General features: G+C 46.1%; 22 protein-coding genes and 1 riboswitch. Of the genes, 10 read left to right on the top strand and 12 right to left on the bottom strand.

Annotated elements, in window-relative coordinates; translation table 11 throughout:
* Window positions 1-318 precede the first annotated feature (318 nt).
* The gene (locus tag Q4Q50_RS19090; protein WP_311900643.1) at window positions 319-876 is read left to right on the top strand and encodes a porin family protein; all 558 of its coding nucleotides are present in this window, start codon (window positions 319-321) and stop codon (window positions 874-876) included.
* 143 nt (window positions 877-1019) lie between these two features.
* On the opposite strand, the gene glnG is transcribed toward Q4Q50_RS19090, so the two are convergent.
* The 8 genes from glnG to ppnP form a co-directional block, all read right to left on the bottom strand.
* Window positions 1020-2432, bottom strand: a complete 1413-nt coding sequence (gene glnG / locus Q4Q50_RS19085; RefSeq protein ID WP_006079736.1) for a nitrogen regulation protein NR(I) — start codon at window positions 2430-2432, stop codon at window positions 1020-1022.
* 38 nt (window positions 2433-2470) lie between these two features.
* Window positions 2471-3517, bottom strand: a complete 1047-nt coding sequence (gene glnL / locus Q4Q50_RS19080) for a nitrogen regulation protein NR(II) (protein ID WP_063884937.1) — start codon at window positions 3515-3517, stop codon at window positions 2471-2473.
* A gap of 153 nt (window positions 3518-3670) precedes the next feature.
* A complete protein-coding gene (locus Q4Q50_RS19075; RefSeq protein WP_006086525.1) occupies window positions 3671-4177 on the bottom strand; it encodes a DUF4124 domain-containing protein in 507 nt (168 codons plus the stop codon).
* 193 nt (window positions 4178-4370) lie between these two features.
* The gene (locus tag Q4Q50_RS19070; protein ID WP_259484009.1) at window positions 4371-4997 is read right to left on the bottom strand and encodes a glutathione S-transferase family protein; all 627 of its coding nucleotides are present in this window, start codon (window positions 4995-4997) and stop codon (window positions 4371-4373) included.
* Between the two features lie 135 nt (window positions 4998-5132).
* A complete protein-coding gene (locus tag Q4Q50_RS19065) occupies window positions 5133-5825 on the bottom strand; it encodes a type 1 glutamine amidotransferase domain-containing protein (protein ID WP_311900641.1) in 693 nt (230 codons plus the stop codon).
* A 59-nt stretch (window positions 5826-5884) separates the two neighbouring features.
* Window positions 5885-7042 (bottom strand): iron-containing alcohol dehydrogenase, encoded by a 1158-nt coding sequence (locus tag Q4Q50_RS19060; RefSeq protein WP_311900640.1) that lies wholly within the window; start codon window positions 7040-7042, stop codon window positions 5885-5887.
* 183 nt (window positions 7043-7225) lie between these two features.
* Window positions 7226-7822 (bottom strand): TetR/AcrR family transcriptional regulator, encoded by a 597-nt coding sequence (locus tag Q4Q50_RS19055; protein ID WP_311900638.1) that lies wholly within the window; start codon window positions 7820-7822, stop codon window positions 7226-7228.
* Window positions 7823-8109: 287 nt separating this feature from the next.
* Window positions 8110-8421: a pyrimidine/purine nucleoside phosphorylase gene (ppnP, locus tag Q4Q50_RS19050; RefSeq protein ID WP_283630669.1), complete on the bottom strand. Its 312-nt coding sequence runs from the start codon at window positions 8419-8421 to the stop codon at window positions 8110-8112.
* Between the two features lie 358 nt (window positions 8422-8779).
* On the opposite strand from ppnP, the gene Q4Q50_RS19045 reads away from it, so the two are divergent.
* Window positions 8780-10735, top strand: coding sequence for a methyl-accepting chemotaxis protein (locus Q4Q50_RS19045; protein WP_311900637.1), 1956 nt, complete (start codon window positions 8780-8782; stop codon window positions 10733-10735).
* 139 nt (window positions 10736-10874) lie between these two features.
* Here the strand turns inward: Q4Q50_RS19045 and ovoA are convergent, their stop codons facing one another.
* Window positions 10875-12989, bottom strand: a complete 2115-nt coding sequence (ovoA, locus tag Q4Q50_RS19040) for a 5-histidylcysteine sulfoxide synthase (protein WP_311900636.1) — start codon at window positions 12987-12989, stop codon at window positions 10875-10877.
* Between the two features lie 353 nt (window positions 12990-13342).
* On the opposite strand from ovoA, the gene Q4Q50_RS19035 reads away from it, so the two are divergent.
* Window positions 13343-13738 carry a hypothetical protein gene (locus tag Q4Q50_RS19035; protein WP_311900635.1) on the top strand — a complete coding sequence of 132 codons (396 nt, stop codon included), beginning with the start codon at window positions 13343-13345 and terminating at the stop codon, window positions 13736-13738.
* A 40-nt stretch (window positions 13739-13778) separates the two neighbouring features.
* Here Q4Q50_RS19035 and Q4Q50_RS19030 read toward each other — a convergent pair whose 3' ends face one another.
* Complete coding sequence (locus Q4Q50_RS19030) at window positions 13779-13961, bottom strand: hypothetical protein (RefSeq protein ID WP_006079747.1); 183 nt, start codon at window positions 13959-13961, stop codon at window positions 13779-13781.
* A 360-nt stretch (window positions 13962-14321) separates the two neighbouring features.
* Here Q4Q50_RS19030 and Q4Q50_RS19025 point away from each other — a divergent pair, with 360 nt between their 5' ends.
* From Q4Q50_RS19025 to Q4Q50_RS19010, 4 genes are all read left to right on the top strand, one after another.
* Window positions 14322-15173: a PfkB family carbohydrate kinase gene (locus Q4Q50_RS19025; RefSeq protein ID WP_311900633.1), complete on the top strand. Its 852-nt coding sequence runs from the start codon at window positions 14322-14324 to the stop codon at window positions 15171-15173.
* Between the two features lie 317 nt (window positions 15174-15490).
* Complete coding sequence (locus Q4Q50_RS19020) at window positions 15491-16951, top strand: sensor domain-containing diguanylate cyclase (protein ID WP_311900632.1); 1461 nt, start codon at window positions 15491-15493, stop codon at window positions 16949-16951.
* Window positions 16952-17086: 135 nt separating this feature from the next.
* On the top strand, window positions 17087-17782 hold the full coding sequence (locus Q4Q50_RS19015) for an MOSC domain-containing protein (protein ID WP_311900631.1): 696 nt from the start codon (window positions 17087-17089) through the stop codon (window positions 17780-17782).
* A 37-nt stretch (window positions 17783-17819) separates the two neighbouring features.
* The gene (locus Q4Q50_RS19010) at window positions 17820-18176 is read left to right on the top strand and encodes a DUF4870 domain-containing protein (protein WP_006079751.1); all 357 of its coding nucleotides are present in this window, start codon (window positions 17820-17822) and stop codon (window positions 18174-18176) included.
* Between the two features lie 75 nt (window positions 18177-18251).
* Here the strand turns inward: Q4Q50_RS19010 and Q4Q50_RS19005 are convergent, their stop codons facing one another.
* Together Q4Q50_RS19005 and Q4Q50_RS19000 are read right to left on the bottom strand one after the other, a co-directional pair.
* Window positions 18252-20168 (bottom strand): methyl-accepting chemotaxis protein, encoded by a 1917-nt coding sequence (locus Q4Q50_RS19005; RefSeq protein ID WP_261271728.1) that lies wholly within the window; start codon window positions 20166-20168, stop codon window positions 18252-18254.
* 348 nt (window positions 20169-20516) lie between these two features.
* Window positions 20517-22166 (bottom strand): electron transfer flavoprotein-ubiquinone oxidoreductase, encoded by a 1650-nt coding sequence (locus Q4Q50_RS19000; RefSeq protein WP_006079753.1) that lies wholly within the window; start codon window positions 22164-22166, stop codon window positions 20517-20519.
* A gap of 247 nt (window positions 22167-22413) precedes the next feature.
* Window positions 22414-22547: riboswitch (molybdenum cofactor riboswitch) on the top strand.
* Between Q4Q50_RS19000 and moaA the strand changes: the two genes are divergently transcribed.
* The 3 genes from moaA to moaD all read left to right on the top strand — a co-directional run bounded on the left by moaA (window position 22535) and on the right by moaD (window position 24363).
* Window positions 22535-23515, top strand: coding sequence for a GTP 3',8-cyclase MoaA (gene moaA / locus Q4Q50_RS18995; protein WP_037392248.1), 981 nt, complete (start codon window positions 22535-22537; stop codon window positions 23513-23515). Its footprint overlaps the riboswitch before it by 13 nt.
* Window positions 23516-23611: 96 nt before the next feature.
* Window positions 23612-24088, top strand: a complete 477-nt coding sequence (gene moaC, locus Q4Q50_RS18990) for a cyclic pyranopterin monophosphate synthase MoaC (protein ID WP_006079755.1) — start codon at window positions 23612-23614, stop codon at window positions 24086-24088.
* 23 nt (window positions 24089-24111) lie between these two features.
* The gene (gene moaD, locus Q4Q50_RS18985) at window positions 24112-24363 is read left to right on the top strand and encodes a molybdopterin synthase sulfur carrier subunit (protein ID WP_311900628.1); all 252 of its coding nucleotides are present in this window, start codon (window positions 24112-24114) and stop codon (window positions 24361-24363) included.
* Window position 24364 lies beyond the last annotated feature (1 nt).

The raw sequence follows: 24364 nt of genomic DNA, 5'->3' as shown, positions 1-24364 counted from the left end.
CTAGCGACTGGCCGAGTTGTCGTATCCGAATGTTTAGATGTCAGACGGCGTCGTTCCCTCATACGTTGGCTATATGCCAGTTTTATAGGATTGTTGCGGGTGCTAAGTTAACATCGTTAATTGTTTCAATTTTAAAAAAATACTTACAGTAAATATGGTTTTGCTACATAGCGAATAACTAAAACTTCCATTTTTCGACTCAAGCTGAATCAATGCTGTATGGTTTGTATTTTGATGATTTAAACCATGACACTTCTTAATTGCTTATTGTAATATCCGCGCTGTCTAATACTTACGTTAAATCATTAGGGAAATATGATGAATAAGTTATCAATTGTTGCTATCTCTTTACTATCAGCATTCGCGGCTACTCAAGTATCTGCCGCAACCGACACGACAGGATTTTATGTGGGTGGCGCATTAAATAGAGTCACAGCAGATACTTTTGGTGGTTCAGAAACCGGTACTGGTGTGGGCGTATACGGTGGCTATAACTTCAATGAGTGGTTTGGTTTAGAAGCTAACCTGTTCGCCACTGGCGACTTAGGCGATAAGGATGTTGATATTAGTGCTGGCGCATTAAGCTTCACACCTAAATTTACTGCACAAATCAATGATATTTTCTCTGCCTATGCCAAAGTGGGTATCGCATCTATGGCTGTGAATGTTGATGGCTATGGTTACGATGAAGACTTTACTGGTTTTGGTTGGACTTACGGTGTGGGCGTTAATGCCGCCGTAACAGAACACTTAAATATCCGTGTAAGCTATGATGTCACTACGGGCGATTTAGATGCAGACCGTAGCTATTTAGGATTAAAAGATATAGACACCGATATTAAGCAATTCGCTGTTGGTGTGCATTATCAATTCTAATTTTTTGATTTGGCATATTTAATTAATGCCAATGAAAATGAAATGAATTTCAAATAAAAAGGGATATGAAGATATCCCTTTTTATTATTTGGTTATGAATGAGATTGTATTGATATAACGAGTAGTAACGTTATTTTATTTACTCAATCCATCGACAGTTCTTTTAATTTCCGCGTTAAGGTATTTCGTCCCCAGCCTAAACGTTTCGCCGCTTCTTGTTTATGGCCTTGAGTATGGCGCAGCGCAGTTTCTAGCAGTATGCGTTCGAATGCGGGTTGCACCTCAGTTAACAGATCGCTGTTTCCTTCCGAGAGTTTTTGATCTATCCACTCAGTCAGTGCCGATTGCCAATCTTGGCTGCCTTTCGCCGTGTGGGTGACACTTACAGGATCTTTCAGTAATTCTGGCGGTAAATCTTGGGGTAAAATTTCTTGCCCCGATGCCATTACGGTTAACCAACGACAGGTGTTTTCGAGTTGCCTGACATTACCGGGCCAAGGTAATTGTGAGAGTTTTACCGCGGTTTCCTTGGTCATTATTTTAGTTTCTACGCCAATTTCCTTCGCTGCCGAGGCGAGGAAATGGGTGGCGAGTTGGGGAATGTCTTCCCGTCTTTGTGACAGTGGCGGTAAGTGCACGCGGATCACGTTGAGGCGATGGAATAAGTCTTCCCTAAAGCCGCCTTTTTGCACTAATAATTCAAGATCTTGGTGGGTCGCCGCTATGATACGCACATCCACTTGCACTGCATTATGACCACCGACACGGTAGAACTGACCATCGGCAAGTACTCTGAGTAATCGTGTTTGTACATCTAGCGGCATGTCGCCGATTTCATCTAAAAAGAGCGTGCCACCGTTTGCTTGCTCGAAGCGACCTTGGCGGACATTGGCTGCGCCAGTGAAGGCACCTTTTTCGTGGCCGAATAGCTCAGATTCGATCAAATCCTTAGGGATCGCTGCCATGTTCAGCGCGATAAACGGCTTATCTTTACGTGGGCTGTGCTTGTGTAACGCGCCAGCCACTAACTCTTTACCCGTTCCCGATTGACCATTAATCAGCACGCTGATGGATGAGCGTGAAAGCCTGCCTATGGCGCGAAACACTTCCTGCATCGCTGGCGCCTCACCTATGATTTCGGGTGTTTTGACTTGGGCTTCCTGCGCGGGTGCGGGGCTCTGTTCAGTGGCGTGTGTCAGTGCGCGCTCGACCAGAGAGATAGCCTCATCGATATCGAAGGGTTTAGGCAGATACTCAAATGCGCCCGCTTGATAGGCACTGACTGCGCTGTCTAAGTCTGAGTGCGCCGTCATAATGATCACGGGAATATGGGGGTAATGTACTTGCAATCGTTCGAGCAGGCTTAACCCGTCCGTACCTGGCATACGTATGTCCGACACTATCACGTGTGGTTGCGATATTTCTAAGGCCTGCCACAGGGATTCGGCGGCGGCAAAGCTGGCGGTACTGAGCTTGGCACCTTGAAGTGCCTTTTCGAGTACCCAACGTATCGAGCTGTCATCGTCGAGGATCCACACTTGTTCACTAATTCGCATCTTGCTTCCTCATACGGTATGGGTAGGTACTGTCGAAATTATTTCGCGCCTAAAATCGGTAATGAAATGATGAATTCGGTGTGCCCAGCGCTGGAGAGGCAATCGATCCTTCCCGAGTGTAAACGGGCAATATTATGGGCAATTGAGAGGCCTAAACCTGAACCTTGCTCACGGCCTGTCACCATTGGATAAAATAATGTGTCCATCAGCTCAGGCGGTATGCCGGGGCCGTTGTCGATAATCGATAGGGTTAACACTAGCTTGTGGCGCTGTGAACCTATAGTGACTTGGTGCTGAGTACGAGTGCGGATCAAAATCTCGCCACCGGTATGCTCAAGCGCTTGCACCGCATTTTGTAAAATGTTCAGCACGGCTTGCTGCATTTGGTCTGGGTCCATCTCGATATCGGGAATGGATGGGTCGTAATCCCGTTTGAGCTGGATGTTAGCGGGCAGCGCCATTTCAACTAACTTATAGACCTTTTGCACCACTTGATGGATGTTGTGCAGACTGTGCTGTGTAGGCCTTTGGGGGCCGAGCAGGCGATCCACTAAATTACGCAGTCGATCGGCCTGCTCAATGATGAGGGTAGTGAATTCCTTCAGCGCCGGATCATCCAGCTCCCGCGATAACAACTGCGCCGCACCACGCAGGCCGCCTAAAGGATTTTTGATTTCATGGGCTAAGTTGCGCACCAAAAATTGCGCCGCTTGTTGCTGGGCATCTTGGCTCAGTTGCTGATGAATACGTCTTTGTTGGTCGACTTGGCGCAGTTCGAGCAGGCTGAGTTCAGCCTCATCATCGAGGGGAATAAGCGTTAAATCAACGGTATGGTGCTGACCATCGAGCGTGACTAGGGCCGCTGTATTGACCGTTAAGCCTTGACCAGCGGTTACTGCATCCATCAATAACTGGGCTTCGACACCGAGGATTTGATAATGCTCAGGCAAAGTTTGTTCAACGAGTCTATGGCTGCCAACACCTAATAATTGCTCTGCTGCTGCGTTGGCATAACAAGGCTTAAGATCCTTATCTATGACAAGTACAGCGGTAACTAAATGATTGAGCAGTGTCTCTTTATCCATCGACCGTTCCTAGAAATAGGGTTGCACCACTATGGTGCACCAATCTGGTGCAAGCTGCAACTTGTCTTCATCAAACGGTTTAGTCTTGGGCGTTTAATCTAACTCTATGTATTTAAAGTTTTTATACTAACTTTATCTATGCATTGAGTGGCATTAACGCTTAGCTGCTTGATGAAGAAATATCTTTCTTGGTGAACTTGATGCAAAGACTTTGCCGTTTTGAGTCAAAGCGTCAACGACTAAGGTATGTTCACCCCGGTCGATGTTTTTGAGTTTGAAGGTACCGCCAATTTGCGGCTGACCGACGGGGGTGCCATCGAGTTTGAGGACCATTAAATACTGGCTTTTTAGCTCAGGGGTGATAGTCGCAACGACGTCGAAATCGCCATTATTATCTCTGACGGTTTCTTCTTCTGCTGGGGAAGTGATATTAACTTTATATTGAATAGATTCAATTGCTTGGTTTGCGTTATTTGAGTCTGTCTTAGGTAGGGGAAGGGCAATTTGATTTAAGGTCTTCTCTTTTAGCTCAACGACTTGGGCATTGGGCTGCGGCTCATCTGAGTAATGGACTTTACCATCTTTATCGACCCATTTATAAACCGTCGCTTGCGCTAACATGCTAAATAGCACTAAGCCGATGAGTGTGAGTGAACGCATGCTAAAGTCCCTGTAGCCTTGAGATAGAGTTAATCAAGATTAGTCTCTTTTACATCAAAAATCATGGTGTTTGTTATGCGGCGTCGCTACATGGAAGGCGTAAAGCGCGACAGGAAAGGGTGAGCTAGAAACCGGACTGGGTTGAATGAGCTGAAGTTCGGGCACACTCATGTGCCCGAACTCGAGTGGTAAATTACACGCTTGCGTCGAGTTGTTTCTCGATCTCACTCGCTTTAACCCAAGCGGCATGTTGGGATAATTGAGTGGCATAGCGTTGAATGTGTTCAAATTTTTCGAGGTCGCCACTATTAGCCAGTAGCTCCACCACGAAGGACATCATGATATCCGCACCTGTGAGCTTGTCTGCAACCAAGTAGGTTTTACCAGCCAACATATCATTGAAGTAGTGGCTTATCTTACTGACTTCTATCGCGGCATAACCTTCAAGGAAGTTGGTTTTACAGCCATCCTTTTGCACGAACATGCGCAGTAACAAAGGTAGCATGGCTGAGCTTTCGGCAAAGTGTAACCATTGCAGATAATCGACGTAGTCAGCGCTGTCTCTTGCTGGCGCTAAGGTGTCTGCCGCATATTTTTCAATCAGATACTCAGTGATCGCGCCTGACTCGGCAATCACTTGACCGTCCATTTCGATAACGGGTGATTTGCCCAACGGATGAATTTGCTTGAGTTCGGGTGGCGCGAGAAAAGTCTGGCTATCACGCTGATAACTCTTAATTTGATAAGGTTGACCGAGTTCTTCTAGCAACCAGATGATACGTTTAGAGCGTGATTTATTGAGATGGTGCAAGGTGATCATTGGCTTCCCTTTCGACTGTGAGAGTACATTTTTAGCTCTCGCACCATTATGGTGCGAGAGCTATTTCTACCGTATTTAGCACACTCGCGCTTGTCATTATGTACTTCAAGCTGAGTGTGTTACGTCATTTATCGCTTAGCCTCTGGCGTTCAATTGCGCAACGATGGCCTGCGCAACGGCTTCGGATGATCCTGGGTTTTGACCTGTGATCAAATGGCCATCTGCGACAACAAAGCTTGTCCAATCATCACCTTTGACATAAGTGCCGCCGTTTTTCTGAAGCATGTCTTCAACTAAAAATGGTACGACATGAGTGAGTTGCACGGCTTCTTCTTCAGAATTACTGAAACCGGTAACACGCTTGCCGCTGACCAATGGCTTACCATCACTGGTTTTAGGGTGCAGCAGTGCCGCAGGCGCATGACAGACGAGCCCTAGGGGTTTATTCGCTTGATAGAACTGTTCAATCAAGGCAATAGAATGTTTATCTTCGGCAAGATCCCACAGTGGGCCGTGGCCGCCTGGATAGAAAACCGCATCATAATCAGCTGCGTTAATTTCATTTAAGCGAGTGGTATTTGCTAGCAGTGCTTGTGCCTCAGGATCTTTGCTAAAGCGCGCAGTGGCTTCAGTTTGAAAGTCTGGCTCATCACTTTTTGGATCGAGCGGGGGTTGACCGCCCAATGGCGAGGCTAAGGTAATGTCAAAACCTTTATCTTTAAACACATAAAAAGGTGAGGCGAATTCTTCGAGCCAAAAGCCGGTTTTTAAACCTGTGTCGCCGAGTTTATCGTGTGAAGTTAGTACCATTAATATATTCATTTTCATACCTTTACCTAAGTTGCTCACATCAATACGTGTGAGCTTTGGGTTTAGTTCATTTGACGTTATAGGGCTAAGGTCAAAATGTTACGGCTCATGGCTGGGTCAATGTTGCCATGTTCGCCGAGTGCCACCATGCCGTGCAGTTCAAGCTGCTTCACTACGGTATCAACATGGCTGGCATCGAGATCATAGGCAGATAAATGTGTCGGTATGCCCATGGCTTCGAAGAAAGCCTTGGTTTTTGCAATAGCGGCATCGATGCGCTCGTCATCTGTACCTGTGTTGATATGCCACACGCGGTCTGCGTATTGGAGTAACTTTTCGCGCTTAGCCTCTTTTGTACATTTCAACAGAGCAGGCAGTACGATTGCCAATGTGCGCGCATGGTCGATATCGTAAAGTGCAGTTAGTTCATGGCCAATCATATGGGTTGCCCAGTCGTGGGGAACACCGACGCCAATCGTGCCGTTGAGTGCCATAGTGGCAACCCACATTAAGTTAGCGCGAATGTCGTAATCTTCGGGTTGAACTAGCACTTGTGGACCAAGCTCAATCAAGGTTTGTAAAAGACCTTCGGCAAATCTGTCCTGCACGGCGGCGTTAACTGGGTAAGTTAAGTATTGCTCTGTGATATGTACAAAAGCATCGACCACACCGTTGGCCACTTGGCGCTCTGGCAGGGTGAAGGTTTTAGTCGGATCGAGTATTGAGAATTGTGGATAAACCAAATCATTACGGAATGGCAGTTTAGCCTGTAGTGATTTACGGGTCACTACGCTGGCGTTGTTCATTTCGGAACCCGTCGCAGGTAAGGTTAACACTGAGCCAAAAGGCATAGCTTGAGTCACATTGGCGCCCCAGCTAGTGAGAATGTCCCAAGGTTCGCCTTCAAATACCGCTGCAGCGGCCACAAATTTAGTGCCATCGATAACCGAACCACCGCCAACCGCGAGGAGGAAGTTGATATTCTGCTCACGCACTTGGGCGACGGCTTTCATTAAGGTTTCATAGGTTGGGTTTGGCTCAATGCCATCGAACTCGACGATGAAACGATTGCCCAATGATTGTTTAACTTCATCTAGCGTGCCGGTTTTTCTGGCGCTGCTGCCGCCAAATAGGATCATGACTTTAGCATCGCTCGGTACTAAAGCATCAATTTCGGCGATAGTGTCTTTACCAAAACGGATACGGGTTGGGTTGTAATAGTTAAAATTTAGCATGGATGATTTATCCCTTATTACTTTAAGTGAGCTACTTTAAATTAGCAGTGTTAAATGCGCTGCGTTAATTAATCGCCCGTTAAATTAGTAGACCAGTCGTCTAATTTTGTGGCGTGAAAATGTATTCTTTAAAAATCTAGGCTGACTGATATCAGCAAATATTGGTTTTGAATTGGTATTAAGTTAAAGGGCCGTTTTAGGCGTTAAAATAGCTTTAGTCGTCACGAGTGCACGTTCGAGTGCCGCAGGGCTGTGGCCTAACTTGTTCATTAAGCTGGCACCTAACCACATGTGATACAACATTTCAGCGGTCGATTGCGGATCTTGCTCGGCGATTGAACTGTCGTTTATGCCAACTTGAACACAAGTGGTTAATCTGTCTATGATGCCGGCGGAACCTTTAAGTAAGGCAACTCGCATGGCTTCGGATAAATCGGCAACTTCGGCACTGAGTTTCACGACGAGGCATTTTTGATCTACGCAACCATCAGCTTGTACGTGCAACCATTGTTGCCAGTACAGCATCAAGCGCTGATAGCCTGTCAGTGTCGAGTCATTGAATAATGCATCTAAATCTAACTGATATTTCTCAAAATAATCAGTTATGAGCGCTTCACCAAATTGTTCTTTGGATTTGAAGTAATGATAAAACGAGCCTTTAGGCACTTCGGCGGCCTGCAGCAGTAGCGATAAGCCGACGCTGGAGAAGCCTTTTCGTACGATCAGCTTATAGCCGATGTCGAGAATGTGCTGGCGAGTGGATTGAGTTTCAATTTTCATGTGGTCTAGGATAAATCAAAATAGACCGGTCGTCTAGTGTTGTTTTTATCGGCGATATCAACACGCCCGATTTAGTCTTCTTTAAGTCGCGAGGTTTAAGCTGTCCTGAGTCAGTTTAACAAAGCGGCCAGATTGATAAAAAGCCAAACGGATAAAGCATGCTGAGGGTGAGATTGTGGCAAGGAGAGATGGTTCGGTAGAACAAAATACCCACAGTGCTGAGATAAACCGTCACTGTGAGCATTAGATTCATAATTGATATTGAAACTTTTACTCAATCAAGATGATTACAGGTAGCTGCAACAGTACTCTGCAATGGCTGTATTACGAATTTTAAAGCTGACATTTGCAGCAAGCTCAAACTGAGTTCCTTCGCTAAATTCTTGCCAAGTGGTCGTTTCTGGTAGTAACACCTCAAAACGGCCGCTAATCACTTCCATAATTTCGCCTTGTGAAGTCGAGAACTCATACTCTCCAGGCTGTACTACGCCTAAGGTTTGCTTACTACCATCGGCAAAAAATACGCTATGACTGGCAACTTTACCATCAAAGTAAATATTGGCTTTTTTAGATACTGACACTTGCTCGAGTAAACTCATTATTAATCCTCTTTAAATTGGCTTGAGGTGAATTTATATGCATATTTAATAATTTTCAATGCATTGTTTGTCGTGTGGATGTGCGTATTGAATATAAGTTGATGCTAACGTTCGGTTTATAACGTGTTTTCCACTATATCATTTTGTTTGAAATGGTCGGTATGGCTTGGCTGTCATTTAAAGTTATTAATCATTTTTCTATTTAAAAATAATTGGTTGGCAGCATTTCGGTGAACTTTTGATGAAAATAGTCTGCGTCGCTTTGTTTAGCTGAGATTCTTCTCCTATAGTTTTAGGGCAGATTTAATTTTGCAAAAAGTGAATGAATGGAATTAGAAGCGCGACAAGGAGTCTCACCATGGGTTTTACTCGTAAAATTCAGCTGATCAGTTTATTGATTGTCCTACTACCCCTCATATTTGCTACTGCGATAGTGACTTACATTGCTCGGGATGAGTTATTTGCCGAGGCTCAGTCTCGTTTAGTGGCAGTTCGCGAGATCAAGCAGCGACAGATTGTCGGTATGTTTCAGGACTTTTCAGATAACTTGCAGGCCGTCAGTGCGGTGATCGCCAGCCAAAAAAGCCTCGATACTATCTCCGATCTTGATGAGACCTTAAAGTCGTTAAATAAGTCTTTAGGGTTCTATGATCTGTTCATCATTCGGGATGATGGCACTGTGTTTTACACCGTCGCGAAGGAGTCGGATTTCGGCACCAATCTTCGCAATGGGCCTTATCATGATTCGGGATTAGCGCAGTTATTCAATAAGGCTTTGGGGTCTACTGGTACTGTATTACTGCAAGACTTCTCCGCATACGCCCCTTCAAATGGCCAACCGGCAGCATTTATTGGTCAGTCGATTCAATTCAATCAGCAAAGATTGGTGGTGGCGGCTCAAGTATCAATTGACCGCATCAACCGAGTTATGCAGATCCGCGAAGGTATGGGACAAAGTGGCGAGACCTATTTAATTGGCCCCAATAATCGCATGCGTTCTGATTCTTTTCTCGATCCCATTAATCGAACTGTTACGGCTTCGTTTGCGGGAACGGTAGCTCAGAATGGTGTTGATACGCTGGCGGTAAAGGAGGCGCTGGCTGGTAAATCGGGTGTGATGCAAGTGAATGACTATAAAAATAATCCCGTTTTATCCGCTTATTCTCCCGTTGTTGAACTTGGCTTACGTTGGGGCTTGATGGCTGAAATTGATGTGAGCGAAATCGCTGCGCCGGCCTATCGAATGCTATTTATCGGCTTATTTGTTTGCGTGGCGGCCTTAGTGCTGGCATTCGCTGCTGCTAAGTTAGTCACAGGATTTGTGTTGAAGCCACTCGGCGGTGAGCCTGAGGACATGTGCAATTTGACCAGCATGATCGCCTCTGGGGATCTCACCCATAATCTGCCCCATGTTCAAACGGATAATCATCTGATGAGCTGGTTGGCCCGGATGCAAACAAAGCTCAAAGAAATCATTAGTCAGCTGGTGGGCGTTGGACATGAACTCGAATCCGCCGCTGAACAAAATTCTGCCGCTATGACCCAAGCCGATTGCAGTATTCAGATGCAGGCGAAAGAAACCGATATGTTAGCAACCGCGGTCGAAGAAATGAGTTATGCCGCCGCGGAAATCAGCACTAATACGCTTAAATCCTCCGATGAAGTGTCAGCCTGTACCCATTCGAGTGAAATTCTTTCGCAAAATTTAGCCAGTACACGTAAAAGCTTGAAAGTGACCTTGAGCAGTTTTGCGACCATACATCAACAGGTGGGCAGCCTTGAGGCCGACAGTCAGAAAATCGGTTCGGTATTGGCTGTGATTAATGCGATTGCTGAACAAACGAATCTGCTGTCACTTAATGCGGCGATTGAAGCAGCGAGAGCTGGTGAACATGGTCGTGGCTTTGCCGTAGTTGCCGATGAGGTGCGCCAGTTAGCAGTTAAGGTTCAGTTGGCTACTCAGGATATTGGTCAAGTGTTAAAAGGCATTCAACAGCAATCTGGCGTGTTGGCGCTGCATAGTGTGACTTGTACAACTGAAGCCTCTAAAACCGCAGAAGATGCCGATGGCATGCAAGCCGCAGTGGATGACATCGCTTTACGTTTAGAAACCTTAAAGGCATTAATGATCCAAACCGCCACCGCCGCGGAGGAGCAAACAACGGTTTCGGCAACGATTGCACAGGGGATTGCTGGCTTGAGCGTGGCGGCGGAAGAAAATAGCGCGGCGATCAGCCAAGTGGCGGCGAGTACGCGCAGTTTGTTAGGGTTAGCGAATCAGCTTGGTTTAACAACGGCACAGTTTAAGGTGTAGGTATTTGCGCTGTATTTGCCGTGTTCAACCTTAGTTGATGCTGCAAATATGACTGAGCTGGATGTTACACATCCGCCAGAAATGGATTTCTGGCGGATATTTTTATTGAGACTTCAGTTGTTTATTCCATGAGAGAGCATTAACGCTTACGCCAAATTGTCATTTCGGAGATGGAATGTTGGAATTTACGTTTTGTCTCGCGGATGACGAAGGGAATCTCCTTCACTGCGACCAGCTCAAATTGGCCGATCAAGGTTTCGGTCAGGCCATCTAAGGTGGTGAAGTTCTCTCCTTTGACTTTAACGCCACCGAGCCATTTATCCTTCGGCGTATAATCCTCAAGCCAAGTGTATGGCGAAGCAATCACAAGGTATCCACCTTGATTAATCCGCTGGGCAATACTGGTTAAAAAGTGCTTAGGATCGTTCAGTCGGTCAATAAGGTTCGAGGCATATACTAAGTCATAACCTGTGTAGAGCGGCTTTAAATTACAGGCATCACCTTGCATAAAGTTGACCTTTTTCGCCTCAAGCTCATATCCAAGTTTCGCGAGACTCGCACTCTTAAATTCCTGTAAGTCGCCCTCAGTACGTATGGTGTAACGTTTTTCACCTTGTTCAGTCAGCGCATAGGCCTGTTGAATAAAGCGCGCCGAAAAGTCGATACCATCAACATGATCAAACACTTTTGCCAGTTCAAAACTCGCTCGACCTACGGAGCAGCCGATATCGAGGGCTTTGGCGGTATGGGTAAGTTGAATTTCACTGAGTGCTTGCTGCACGCCATTGACGCAGAAGTTAGCAACCCCGAAATATTCGGCACCATAGTGGAATTCAAGGTATTGGGAAATCAGTTCATCAGTTTCGTACACATTGACCTCGGCCATTTGGGCGGGATTTTGCGTGGATTCCACATAGCGGAAGCCTGCGTGTTGATAAAAATGTCGACGAAACGCATAGCGTGACGAAGCAATGGCTTCATTACCTGTGGAGATCCACGAGCCACCTTTGATGAGATTATGCTTACCATCGAAGGTGGGGGTAGAAAAATCATCATAGAGTGGATGCACGGCAAAACCGTTAAAGCCGTCGATTGCGGTTTCTGTCCATTGCCAAACATTACCGACAATATCGAAAAAGCCATTATGTTCGAAGCGATTCACTGGGCAAGAAGAGGCGTAATAAGCCAAAGCAATATTACCCGGCACTTCATGCCAATCGGGCGCATCGGCGGGTACATTCTCGCGTAAGATGTACCATTCTGCTTCCGTTAATAGGCGAATATTGCTTTGCTCTTGTTCGGTTTTCCAATTACAGAAGGCCTTAGCTTCGAGTTGATTCACTTCTACAGGCCAGTTTAATGGCAGCGGGATTTCTTCCGCTAAGTTACGTTGCCACCATTTATCTTGTTTTAAGCGCCAAAAACGCGGCATTTGAGCTTGAGTATAAGCGAGCCAAGCTTGACCTTCTTCATTCCAAAATTGGGGTGAGCGATAGCCGCCAGCTTCGACGAATGCGAGGTACTCTTGATTCGAGACTAAGAATTTAGAGGCCTTAAAGTCGACAACATTAAAGATTTTATGGCCGTATTCGTTGTCCCAGCCGTAGGTTTCATCTTGTTCAGTTTTACCTAAGGTCACTTTCTGCCCTTTTACTGCCAGTAAACTGTTGGCTTCGGCGGCGGTGAAGTCTTGGCACGCAGCCCAGAGGCTGTTGGGCGCGACATGTTCCAATGGCAGTTGGCGGATGATCACCGATGAGGTTTCTAAGTGAATTCGCTCATGTTCAATGCCCATCAAAATGATCCAAGCTGGGCTGTCTTGAGTGATCGGCAGCGTTAGAGGCATTTCATCAATCACGCGATTGACGACAGCATTAACTTGTTGGCGATAGCTGCGCACTTCTGCCACGTTCGGCCATGGGTAATGTTGCTCGTTCAGATCGTCCCAAGACATCTCATCGACACCAATGGCAAACATGGATTCGAAGTTGTCGTTTACCCGTTCGTCGAGAAATTTGCCGAGTTTGAGTTTGTTGATATAGAAAGTGGCCGTATGGCCAAAATAAAAGATCAACGGATGGCGCAGCGGCTCGGCTTTGAGGTAATAGGCGCTATCTTCTTGGATCAAATCAAACAGTGACTCGTACAGAGCCCATGTCTGATTAAAGTACTGCTTAAGCTCTAGACGCTTTCCTGCCTCAGTTTCACCAATTAGCTTAAGGGTTTGAGGGGGTTGCGTTATGGGCTTATCCATAGGCAAGTAAACTCCGTATTTATCGGCCTGCGGTGCAAGCATGGGAACATGAATCTATCGTGTGTGACTCTATACGCGATTACTGGGCTCAGGATCACTTTGTCAGCTTAATGTGTCGATTTGATTTACAAACTAACAGAAACACGAATTGAGTCCAATATCAGCCACTGGCGCTAAAACATCTTGGATATGACCTGTAGAGTTAAGATTATCTTACAAAGGAAGTGAGCACTGCGTTTTGTGATGCCAGCCTTTTTAGGATCAAAATTATTTTATCCCTGAAGAGTATTTTCTCTGTCGGGGTTAAGGCAGAATGATCCCGTCCGTAAAATTATTATGCAGGATATAACGGGATGACAATTAACGCATTATGGATACCCGCCTGGTACGAACTTGATCAATCGATCGTAGTAGGTGTGACTGAGGAGTTTGTCTTTCATAAGACTGTCGCAAACGAGGCGTTAACGTTTTACAGCGGTGCAAAGGGGAGCGATGCCGCTAAGGCAACGGGAACCATTTCGGCCATTAAACATAATGTCTTGGGGGACATTGAAAGTGTCGATGCACAGGGGCTCGATTATACGCTGGTATTGCAAGATGGACGGCGTTTGTTAGTCAATGCTGAGGAACATCCAGGATTGATTTATGAGTGGGTTGATGACAGTTGGCAGCCGTCAGATATGGTCATCACAGATTGGACGTTGGCAGTACAATTTGCGTCTTTATCACCATTGACGCCAATAAAGTAATTGAAGATTTATGGTTAAGTAACTAAATAGGTAAGTGCAGTTAGCGCTCGGGATCTGACGTTGACTGCACTTTTACTAGTTCTGCAAGTTGTTGGTATTCTTTTTTAATTTCTGCGACATATACATCGTGAAAATCCAGCTCATTAAACTCATCAAGGCAGAGCTGGTAACGGCGTAGCTGCTCAGCTTTTTCCTCGGCTGTATCCCATCTTTCCATTAGCATAGCGTTTGATTCCATTCATAAATTTAATTCCTTCTAAACTTCACATATTTTAACGACAGTTATTGCTATTTAACTGAGCAGGTTGGAAGTTTGTTGTATGCATTTATGCCGTTGGGCGTCATGCAATATAGAAATCTATTTTAAACAGAGGGTTGAGCTGAAATAGTCAGTTTTACCGTATGGTGATGGACTTTTCTCCTTATCTTATTCGGGACAAATGCTTACACAGGCGTCAGCCATAGCCTGATGGTGCTGCTATCTTGATGATTGGATTGTACCAGTGAGCATTTTGCTCTAGATTGATATTTCTTTGTTTTCATCTTCTGGCCTTGAGTCTTCTTTGCCCTTTGGAGCCGCGTAATGGCGAATATTCTGTTAGTTGCCAATCTCAACTGTGATCGGATTTTACTGCTTGATAAACCTTTAAAAACAGGTGGGCGTTTCCATTATCAAGATGGTGGACAAAGGCTCGGTGGCGGCGGGGCAAATACCGGATTAGGTTTAGTTTGGGCAGGGCATAGCGTCGCCTTGGTGAGTCAAGTTGGCCGTGATGACATGGGAGATTGGCTCATTGCAGAAGCCAGCACTCAAGGACTCGATTGCCGCTTAGTGCAGCGCCGAGCCGGTAACACTTGCGAAATGTTACTCGTGATGACGCCAGACGGTGAACGGACGATTATTCGGCCACAAAGACCCATATTTGAGTTATCAGTGCCGCCGAAATGGCAGCCATGGGATGCGTTATATTTTAATACTTCCGCTGAAGGCACTGTTAGTTGGGCAAAAACAGCTTTAGAACATTGCCTAGTGGTCGCGCAATTAGCCAAGGATGATAGGCAGAGACCTTGTCATATTTTGCTGGCCTCTATGAGCGATATGCAGGGGAGGTGTGAAGCGGCATTCTGGGAGTATGGTGTGAGTATTGCTGGCAATTCATTAGGTTATTTTATTGTCACCGATGGCATCAGTGGGGCTAAGGTTTACACGCACGATCAAGTGCAGCATGTTGCTGCTATCCCTGCCACTGTTGTTGATACCACGGGCGCTGGAGATGCCTATGCGGCGGGACTTATCCATAGTCTATGCACTGGTCAGTCGATTACCGAGGCGATGGCTGAAGGCGCTGTTTGGGCGGCATTTGCGGTGGCAACCGATAGTTCTATTCCGGGTGAGGCACTGAAACAGTATTTAGAGGCGAAGCAAATAGCATGATAAATCTGCGGATGAGCCGTTTGAGTCATCTTTCTGTCATACGGCCTTGCTAGAGTATGTCTTGTGGCGCATAGCTCTTGTCCCTTAACGTTTTCTTGTGCTTTTCTCCCATTTATTGGTTAGTATGTTTTTTGCCTCGTTTCCCCAACGAGGCATTTTTTTGCTCAAAATAAAGTTATTCCATCGCAGAACATTCATAAGGTTGAAATGTTGTGCGGCCATGGCGCAATTGCGTTAACATTTATTCAACTAAAATAGTTATCGTGACATTAAAATAATAAGCCACTCAAGGTGTTCTGTAGTCTTTGGAGTTGAGAATGGGCAATAACGCTTGGAATGATAAGAATAAATTTATTTGGTTGCTCTCTGTTCTGCTTTTGGTCGCCTTTTTAGTGACCAGTGGTATCAGTTACAAGGTGGCCCATGACTCACTGAGTCAACAAATCGAGAGTAATACCCTACCACTCACAAGTGACAATATTTACTCTGAAATTCAGCAGGATCTGCTGCGACCTATCTTTATTTCATCCTTGATGGCGCAGGATACCTTTGTTCGCGATTGGACATTAAGTCACGAGCAAGAGCCAGAAAAGCTGATACGTTACCTTAAGGAAATCCAAGAAAAATACGATACAGTCACCAGTTTTTTTGTGTCAGAAAAGAGCCGAAATTATTACCACTCCACGGGGATTTTAAAACAAATCCAAGATGTTGAGCCTGATGATGCTTGGTACTTTCGAGTGCGATCTTTACCCGAATCAGAGCATTATGAGGTTAATATTGATGCTGATACGGCGGACCGCAGTAAAACAACCGTTTTCGTGAACTATAAAGTTTTTGATTTTGAAGGCAAATTTATAGGCGTTACCGGAGTGGGTTTGGCGGTTGAAAAGGTTAAGTCCCTCATCGAACTTTATCAAAAACGTTATAACCGCCGAGTGTTCTTTACCGATAGGCAGGGCAATGTCACCTTGCATGGCGATGAATATGATGGAGCAGATTCGCTGCAAACCAGCTTAGGGCTTGAAAATTTATCGACGCGTATTTTAACGAGTCCAAGTGCGGCTTTTAGCTACCAGAGAAATGGCAAAACCGTTTATCTCAATAGCCGTCTAGTCCCCGAATTTAAGTGGTATTTGATTGTTGAGCAGGAAGATGCGCCACAGGAACGCGAGTTACTGAATACTTTTTGGGGCAACTTGGCGTTAAGCCTAATGGTGACTCTTGGGATTTTATTCATCTCTAACATGACCTTAGGTCGTTATCAACGCAAATTAGAAGTGATGGCGTCTACCGATAAGCTCACTGGCGCCGCTAACCGTCAGGTGTTTGATGGGTACTTTAGGCAGGCATTAGATAAAGCTAAGCTGACACAATCGCCGATTTCAATACTCTTGCTGGACATCGACCATTTTAAAAAAGTGAACGACAGCTATGGGCATGGGATTGGTGATTTAGTATTAAAAACCATGACGAATATGCTGCGTGGCGCGCTGCAGCAACAGGATATCTTATGTCGTTGGGGCGGTGAGGAGTTCTTGATTTTACTTCCGGGGATGGATTTAACCCGAGCGGCAGAACTGGCTGAACAGATCCGTGAGCTTATTTTTCAGCGGGAAATTAAAGTGAATGGCTTACACATTTCTATTACCGTTAGTATTGGCGTTGCTGAGCATCAGGCGCAAGAGCCTGCGGAAGATCTGATCAAGCGTGCCGATCTGGCCTTGTATCAGGCTAAAGAAGCCGGTCGAAATCAAGTGGTGTTAAATCATTCATAGATTTAGCCTCGTGCTTACTGGCGGCAAGATTGCGCCTACTTTTATGAGTTATTGAGCGAGTTGATTGTGTTACTGGCGTATCGCAGTTTACACTCTGGCGGTAATGCGAGATGGGTTATGGATTGGGAGTTGCAGATGTCAAAGTTGTTGATCAATAAGTTATCAGGATTGTACTTAGGAACCCATCTTCAAGACATGTCCGGTGTTGCTACTGGGATTGATGGCAAGCAAGCGGCTCAACAACTGCTAGTACATGTTAGCCATGTAGACGGGGACGCACAGGCCGATCCTAAACACCATGGCGGACTCGATCGCGTGTTACATCATTTTCCCCGCGAGCATTACGGCCAATATCGTCGTTGGGATTTAATCACTCAACTCGAAGATGCGCCCAGTATGGGAGAGAACATCAGTACCGTTGGGCTGAACGAAACCCAAGTTAATATTGGTGATATCTTACAAATTGGCGCCGTAACAGTGCAGATTACTCAGCCACGTTCACCTTGCTTTAAGTTGAATCTGCAATTTGGGCACAAAGAATTTGCCCTCGCCATGCAGCAGAGCCAATTATGTGGTTGGTTTTATAGAATCTTAACCCCAGGGATTATTCAGTTAAACGATAAGATTGAGTTGGTTGAGCGCCGCACGGACATCAGTGTTGCTGAGGCCATGTCACTCTATTTCTCGCCAACGTTTAATGCCAGTGCCTATGATCGTTTAGCTTCCTGCGAGGGATTAGCGCTGAGTTGGGTTAATAGCCTACAACGCCGTTTAGCATTACAGACAGTAGAAGATTGGCAAATGCGTTTATATGGGCCGAGCGGTAAATAAGTATTTATATTCATAATGATAAAACAGGGATGACCTTATGATTGAACCCGTTACAAAAAGTGATAAAGATTTTGGCTTACTGGTATACGCCTCAAGCTTTGTTGGATACCTAGTGCCGCTGGGCTCGATTCTTGGTCCTTTGATTATCTGGCTAATGAAGCGTGAAGAGTCCGCATTTGTCGATCAATGTGGCCGCAGTTGTTTGAACTTTAAATTGAGCCTGCTGATTTATGTAATCATCAGCGGCGTACTCGCTTTGGTCGGGATAGGTTTTATCTTTTTAGCCATACTCGGCATATTCGATTTGGTGTGCACTGTGCTGGCGATTATTAAGGCCAGTGAGGGTAAGGTATATAAATATCCATTAACGATTAAATTTATTGCTATGGATTAATCGCCTCTTTGAATTAAAGAAAAACGCCTTAGATGTTTCCATCTAAGGCGTTTTTTATGGTGTAAGTTTAAGGTTTTACACCTTAAACTTGGCCACTAAGGTATCTAAGCGGTGTGACAGTTGATTCAAGGCTAAACTCGCCTGTGCTGCCGCTTGTGCAGTATTGGCTGTACGCTGAGTAATATCGTTGATTTCTGTGACGTTACGGTTGATGTCCTCCACAACTGTGGATTGTTCTTCCGTTGCCGCAGCAACTTGGATGTTCATGTCGCTGATAAGACCAATGCGATCGCTAATACCAATCAACGATTTGCTGGCTTCATCGACGGCCACAACACCCTCGTGGGAGCGGGTACGACTCTGGGCCATCGCATTAACCGCGCGGCTGGCTTCCGATTGCAACTTGTCGATCATGCCTTGCACTTCATTGGTCGATGCTGCGGTGCGTGATGCTAAGTTACGTACTTCATCGGCGACGACAGCAAAACCGCGTCCAGCTTCACCGGCACGTGCCGCTTCAATTGCCGCGTTGAGGGCTAACAAGTTTGTCTGTTCAGAGATAGCGCGGATCACATCTAAAATCCCACCAATGGATTTAGTGTGAGTCGCGAGGGACTCAATCACTTCACCTACTTGGCCAACGTCCTTCGACAATTGGTTAATGGTATCGCGGGCACGGGTTACCACAACTTGGCCGCTGCTGGCTTCAGTATCAGCATCTCTTGCAGCAACCGCAGCTTGGGCGGCATTACTGGCAATTTCGTTAACCGTCGCGCCCATTTCATTAATGGCTGTTACCACCATCATAGTGCGATCTTTCTGCTCGTGGCTGTCTTCTAAGGTTTGCTGTGCCTGATTCGACACATCCTTAGCGGAGAAACCGAGCTGTTCGCTGGTTTGCGCCACTTCGATGACCGAATCTTGGATCTTGCTGATAAAGCTGTTAAATCCTTTAGCGAGCTGCGCAATTTCATCTTCACCATTGACGGGTAAGCGTTGGCGTAAGTCACCTTCACCTTCGCCTATGTCGCGGAACATAGCGGCAACTTGGGCTATGGGGCGGCTCACAGAGCCCGCAACAGCGATAGCGAGGACGATAAAACCCGCAGCAATAATCAGCGTCCAGATTAAGATCTGATAAGCGGCTTCGGTTAATAGCGCAAACACTTCGGCTTCTGGCACTTGTGCCACTAAATACCAATCCATAGATGCGATATAGCTACTGGCAACCAGCATGTTTTCGCCATTGATCTTGGTTTCGATAAGATTGAAATCGCCACGGTTGAGTAAGGCGCTTGAGTTTGCATCTTGATATAAGTTACCTAAGTTGCTCTTACCAATTTGACCCGTATCTGGGTGGAGTTTCACTTCACCTTTAGCATCAACTAAGTAAACAAATCCCGTTTCCTCAATCTTAAACGAGCTTAGTAAGCGCACCATATCATCGAGTGATTTAGCGAGCCCAACTAAGCCACGACCATTGGGTTGTTGGTAGTTGATGAAGAGTTTGACTTCGCCGTTGGCCTCAGTGAATACGTTCAACATACGTTCTTGGCCACTGTCGCGGTAACCAAAAAACCAGCCATCCTGCGCGGGGGTGAGCACGCGCAAAAATCCATCCTGAGTGTAATAGGCGGCAGTTTGTCTGTCGGCGTAGGAGGCTTGCGCTAGCTTATATTGACGCGTGATGTCTTTCAGTTGAGCAACCACTTGGGTTTCTTGGGCCTGCGGTCTGCCATCTTCGAGCCATTGCAGTAACATGCGGCTGCTGGCCAATTGCTCTGCAGCATTCATTAAAGTGGAGATGTCGAGATCGATCTTATTGCGGATCTGCATCATCAAACTCGGCAGTTCCGAACCTAACATCCGTTGTTGTACGACATTTTTAGCGCTACGTTGGCTTAATACGCCGACGAGTATGGTCGACAGCAGTACTGCAAATGTCACTGTTAGCAGAATTTTCTGCTTAATGGTGAGGTTATTAAATATCATAAATATCAATATGCCTGTGTTGGACTGTTTTGCGTTATCGGTCAACGCACTCTTGTACGGTAAAAGATTATCGGACAGGAATGTGAAAAATTAACCTTAGTCTAGGCCGAATGCCGAATAAAACAGCGTATAAAAAACTTATTTGGCTTAACCCGTTGGTCTTGCAGTAGATCTAATTATGTAGAGTATAGATGGAAATGAGATGGTGATTGAAAACGAACTCTTTTTTGTGTGGCAATTGTGGCTAATGTCGTAGCTAAGGGCAAGCAAAAAAAGTGAGATATTTGTGTCAAAGATGAAAAAAAGGCGCTCTATTGAGCGCCGTTATTAACATTTGTTGGCAACTAATTACATGTTGGGATAGTTAGGACCACCACCGCCTTCTGGCGTAACCCAAGTGATGTTTTGGCTAGGATCTTTAATATCGCAGGTTTTGCAGTGAATGCAGTTTTGCGCATTGATTACAAATTTAGGCTGACCCGCCTCTTCGACAATTTCATACACACCAGCTGGACAGTAACGTTGTGCTGGCTCATTAAACTGAGTCAGGTTGATGCCCAGTGGAATGCTGCTGTCTTTAAGACGTAAATGGCAAGGCTGGTCTTCTTCATGATAAGTGCTCGACAGATACACTGAGGACAGTTTATCGAAGCTAAGCTTGCCATCGGGTTTTGGGTAATCAATCTTGCTGTAAGCGCTCACTGAGGCCATTTGTGCATAGTCTGGGTGTTCATCACGTAGCGTGATCGGGAACTTTCCACCAAACCAGTTTTGATCTATGTAATTAAATGCGCCGCCTAAATAGGTGCCAAATTTATGCATCGCTGGGCCAAAGTTGCGCGATTTATGCAGTTCTTCATGCAGCCAACTTTCTTCGATATGAGTCTGGTAACAGTCGAGATCTTTACCGCCTTCAACACCCGCCATCATGGCTTTGCCTAAGGTTTCTGCCGCAACGATACCGCTCTTCATCGCAGTGTGAGTGCCTTTGATTTTCGCGAAATTCAGAGTCCCAGCGTTACAGCCTATGATCAGGCCGCCAGGGAAGCTCATCTTAGGAAGCGAGTTCAAGCCGCCTTTAGTAATCGCACGGGCGCCGTAACTGAGGCGTTCGCCACCGGTTAAATACTTTGCAATCACAGGATGAGTTTTATAGCGCTGGAATTCGTCAAATGGACTCAGATGCGGATTCTTGTAGTTCAAATCGATAATGAGGCCGACAGCAATCTGGTTGTCTTCCATGTGATAAAGGAAGCCGCCGCCCGATGCGCCCTCAGTTAATGGCCAGCCACCTGTGTGCACCACTTTGCCTTGCTCGTGTTGCTCGGCGGGGACTTTCCAAATTTCTTTGAAACCTAAGCCGTAATGCTGGGGTGTTTTACCATTATCTAAATGGTATTTTTCGATCAGTTGCTTGCCTAAGTGGCCGCGGCAACCCTCGGAGAAAACAGTATATTTAGCGTGCAGTTCCATGCCGGGCATAAAGCTGTCTTTAGGCTCACCATCGGCGCCTACTCCCATATCGCCAATCAAAATACCTTTAACGCTGTTATCGACGTTAAATAGCAATTCACTGGCGGCAAAGCCGGGGAATATTTCGACACCCAGTTCTTCGGCGCGATTGGCAAGCCAGCGGGATAGATTACCGACACTGATAATAAAATTGCCGTCGTTGTGCATGGTTTTTGGCACAAAGGCATTAGGCATCACTCGGCCGTCGGTGGCGGAGCTGAGCAGGTAGATTTCGTCGTGGGTGACAGCGGTTTTCACTGGGGCGTCTTTTTCACGCCAGTCGCTGAACAGTTCGTCTAGCACTTTTGGCTCGAACACTGCGCCTGACAGAATATGCGCGCCCACTTCTGAGCCTTTTTCGACCACACAGACGGTAATTTCTTTACCTGAATCCTGTGATATTTGCATTAATCGACACGCGGTGGCCAAGCCTGCTGGACCTGCGCCGACGATAACAACATCGAATTCCATTGATTCGCGTTCCATCAGTTCACCTCTTCCTTCACGTTTCCCCGATTTTTATCGAGTGTTGTAGTTTGTAAACGGGCGTTTTATTGCTTGTACCACCTTACCTGAAAATAAGATAAGGTCACAGTGGATTAAGCGGCTGTTTAGTCTAATTCAGTACAAATCTTTAGGTGAGGACTGTCACAGATTATTCACGCTAGCGTGATCTAGGTTAATAAATACCTGTTTAGGGGTATAGCTAGTGAGTACTTTCGGCCTATAATCACCGGTGACGGTTCTCCGAGCTTGCCTACCTAAGTCGAAAGATATGGAGGTGTAGCCGTGGTAATAATGCCACCGGGGTGGGATAAGAAATGCTCTCACCTCCCACACTTGGAAAGGTGATCATGTCTCAATTACAAGACAGCTTTGGTCGAAAATTTCACTATTTGCGGATGTCAGTCACTGACGTTTGTAACTTCAAATGCAGTTATTGCCTCCCCGACGGTTATCATCCTGACGGCAAGCCAAAATTTTTATCTCTCAATGAGATAGAAAACTTAGTCTCTGCATTTAGCCAGGTCGGCACCCAAAAAATCCGCATAACAGGCGGCGAACCCACCCTGCGTAAAGACTTTACCGACATCATCCGTGTCGTCGCCGATAACCCGCGCATTCACACCATAGCGACAACCACTAATGGCTATAGACTCGAAAAGCATGCCAAAGAATGGTTCGATGCGGGCTTGCGCCGTATCAATGTGTCTGTGGATAGTTTAGATCCCAAAATGTTTTACCAAATCACCGGCGAGAATAAATTCGACGAAGTGATGCGGGGGATCGATGCTGCCTTGTCGGCGGGTTTTGAGCGCGTAAAAATCAATGCCGTCCTGCTTAAAGGCTTAAACGATAAAGATTTACCGCGCTTTTTGCATTGGATTAAAAACACGCCAATCGATTTACGTTTCATCGAGTTAATGGAAACGGGTTTAGGCCGTGAGTATTTTGAAGCACATCATTTAGCGGGCGCTGACATTAAAGCGCAGTTACTGGCGGATGGTTGGCAATTAGATACGCCGAGCGCCGATGATGGTCCAGCGCAAAACTTTAGCCGCAGTGATTATCAAGGTCGTATTGGTTTGATCATGCCCTATGCGACTAACTTCTGTGCCAGCTGTAATCGCTTGCGCGTATCGGCGAAGGGTAAGTTGCACTTGTGCCTCTTCACCGAATCCGGTGTCGATTTGCGTGATCTGCTGCAGCATTCTAGCCAACAAGCGGAATTAATTGAGCGTTTGCACGGTCAACTAGCCCAGAAGAAAGCCACCCATTACTTGCATCAAGGCATTACAGGTGTCACTCAGCATCTCGCTTCTATTGGTGGCTAGCCCGTATTTAGGTTCTTCACCGCCGCCGCTTTAGCGCGAGTATAAGCCCAATTTCCCTTGCACTTTGTTTTGTCCTCAAACGAAAGGATCGCTCCAATGAGCAATGTATTTACCCATATTAATGCCGATGGCAACGCCCATATGGTCGATGTCACCGAAAAAGCCGTTACCGAGCGCGAAGCTCGTGCAGAAGCGTTTATCGAGATGGCGAGCACGACACTTGAGATGATCATGAGCGGCAGCCACCACAAGGGTGATGTGTTTGCCACTGCACGTATTGCGGGCATTCAAGCCGCGAAAAAAACCTCAGATCTTATCCCTTTATGCCATCCACTGATGTTGACTAAGGTTGAAGTCGATTTAGAGGCGCAGCCCGAACATAACCGCGTGCGTATCACTAGCCTGTGCAAATTGTCCGGCAAAACAGGCGTAGAGATGGAAGCCTTAACTGCGGCCTCAGTGGCAGCATTAACTATCTACGATATGTGCAAAGCCGTGCAAAAAGATATGGTGATCTCCCAAGTTCGTTTGCTAGAAAAACGCGGCGGCAAGTCGGGACATTTTAAGGTTTAGCGGATCAAAAACGAGAGAAGACTATGATTAACGTGTTGTTTTTTGCTCAAGTTCGAGAATTATTGGGCACTGCTAAATTAAGCCTAGAGGCGAGCGAGCAGACACAAACCGCCGAAGCGTTACGTGCGACGCTGGCCGCCACCGATGATAAATGGGCCAAAGTATTAACCTCAGACAAATTGCTGGTAGCGGTAAATCAGACCATCAGTCAATGGGAGACGCCTGTAAACGATGGTGATGAAGTCGCCTTTTTCCCACCCGTTACCGGAGGTTAAT

It is taken from the genome of Shewanella scandinavica (genome assembly GCF_031932065.1).
In the GTDB taxonomy this organism is placed as follows: domain Bacteria; phylum Pseudomonadota; class Gammaproteobacteria; order Enterobacterales; family Shewanellaceae; genus Shewanella; species Shewanella baltica.
Note: the sequence above shows the minus strand (reverse complement) of the source record. Positions and strands in the feature narration are given on the sequence as shown.

What these genes read in the sequence shown, in the direction of transcription:
- Q4Q50_RS19090 (WP_311900643.1), top strand. Translation starts at nt 319, where the DNA reads ATGAATAAGTTATCAATTGTTGCTATCTCTTTACTATCAGCATTCGCG.
- glnG (WP_006079736.1), bottom strand. Translation starts at nt 2,432, where the DNA reads ATGCGAATTAGTGAACAAGTGTGGATCCTCGACGATGACAGCTCGATA.
- glnL (WP_063884937.1), bottom strand. Translation starts at nt 3,517, where the DNA reads ATGGATAAAGAGACACTGCTCAATCATTTAGTTACCGCTGTACTTGTC.
- Q4Q50_RS19075 (WP_006086525.1), bottom strand. Translation starts at nt 4,177, where the DNA reads ATGCGTTCACTCACACTCATCGGCTTAGTGCTATTTAGCATGTTAGCG.
- Q4Q50_RS19070 (WP_259484009.1), bottom strand. Translation starts at nt 4,997, where the DNA reads ATGATCACCTTGCACCATCTCAATAAATCACGCTCTAAACGTATCATC.
- Q4Q50_RS19065 (WP_311900641.1), bottom strand. Translation starts at nt 5,825, where the DNA reads ATGAAAATGAATATATTAATGGTACTAACTTCACACGATAAACTCGGC.
- Q4Q50_RS19060 (WP_311900640.1), bottom strand. Translation starts at nt 7,042, where the DNA reads ATGCTAAATTTTAACTATTACAACCCAACCCGTATCCGTTTTGGTAAA.
- Q4Q50_RS19055 (WP_311900638.1), bottom strand. Translation starts at nt 7,822, where the DNA reads ATGAAAATTGAAACTCAATCCACTCGCCAGCACATTCTCGACATCGGC.
- ppnP (WP_283630669.1), bottom strand. Translation starts at nt 8,421, where the DNA reads ATGAGTTTACTCGAGCAAGTGTCAGTATCTAAAAAAGCCAATATTTAC.
- Q4Q50_RS19045 (WP_311900637.1), top strand. Translation starts at nt 8,780, where the DNA reads ATGGGTTTTACTCGTAAAATTCAGCTGATCAGTTTATTGATTGTCCTA.
- ovoA (WP_311900636.1), bottom strand. Translation starts at nt 12,989, where the DNA reads ATGGATAAGCCCATAACGCAACCCCCTCAAACCCTTAAGCTAATTGGT.
- Q4Q50_RS19035 (WP_311900635.1), top strand. Translation starts at nt 13,343, where the DNA reads ATGACAATTAACGCATTATGGATACCCGCCTGGTACGAACTTGATCAA.
- Q4Q50_RS19030 (WP_006079747.1), bottom strand. Translation starts at nt 13,961, where the DNA reads ATGCTAATGGAAAGATGGGATACAGCCGAGGAAAAAGCTGAGCAGCTA.
- Q4Q50_RS19025 (WP_311900633.1), top strand. Translation starts at nt 14,322, where the DNA reads ATGGCGAATATTCTGTTAGTTGCCAATCTCAACTGTGATCGGATTTTA.
- Q4Q50_RS19020 (WP_311900632.1), top strand. Translation starts at nt 15,491, where the DNA reads ATGGGCAATAACGCTTGGAATGATAAGAATAAATTTATTTGGTTGCTC.
- Q4Q50_RS19015 (WP_311900631.1), top strand. Translation starts at nt 17,087, where the DNA reads ATGTCAAAGTTGTTGATCAATAAGTTATCAGGATTGTACTTAGGAACC.
- Q4Q50_RS19010 (WP_006079751.1), top strand. Translation starts at nt 17,820, where the DNA reads ATGATTGAACCCGTTACAAAAAGTGATAAAGATTTTGGCTTACTGGTA.
- Q4Q50_RS19005 (WP_261271728.1), bottom strand. Translation starts at nt 20,168, where the DNA reads ATGATATTTAATAACCTCACCATTAAGCAGAAAATTCTGCTAACAGTG.
- Q4Q50_RS19000 (WP_006079753.1), bottom strand. Translation starts at nt 22,166, where the DNA reads ATGGAACGCGAATCAATGGAATTCGATGTTGTTATCGTCGGCGCAGGT.
- moaA (WP_037392248.1), top strand. Translation starts at nt 22,535, where the DNA reads ATGTCTCAATTACAAGACAGCTTTGGTCGAAAATTTCACTATTTGCGG.
- moaC (WP_006079755.1), top strand. Translation starts at nt 23,612, where the DNA reads ATGAGCAATGTATTTACCCATATTAATGCCGATGGCAACGCCCATATG.
- moaD (WP_311900628.1), top strand. Translation starts at nt 24,112, where the DNA reads ATGATTAACGTGTTGTTTTTTGCTCAAGTTCGAGAATTATTGGGCACT.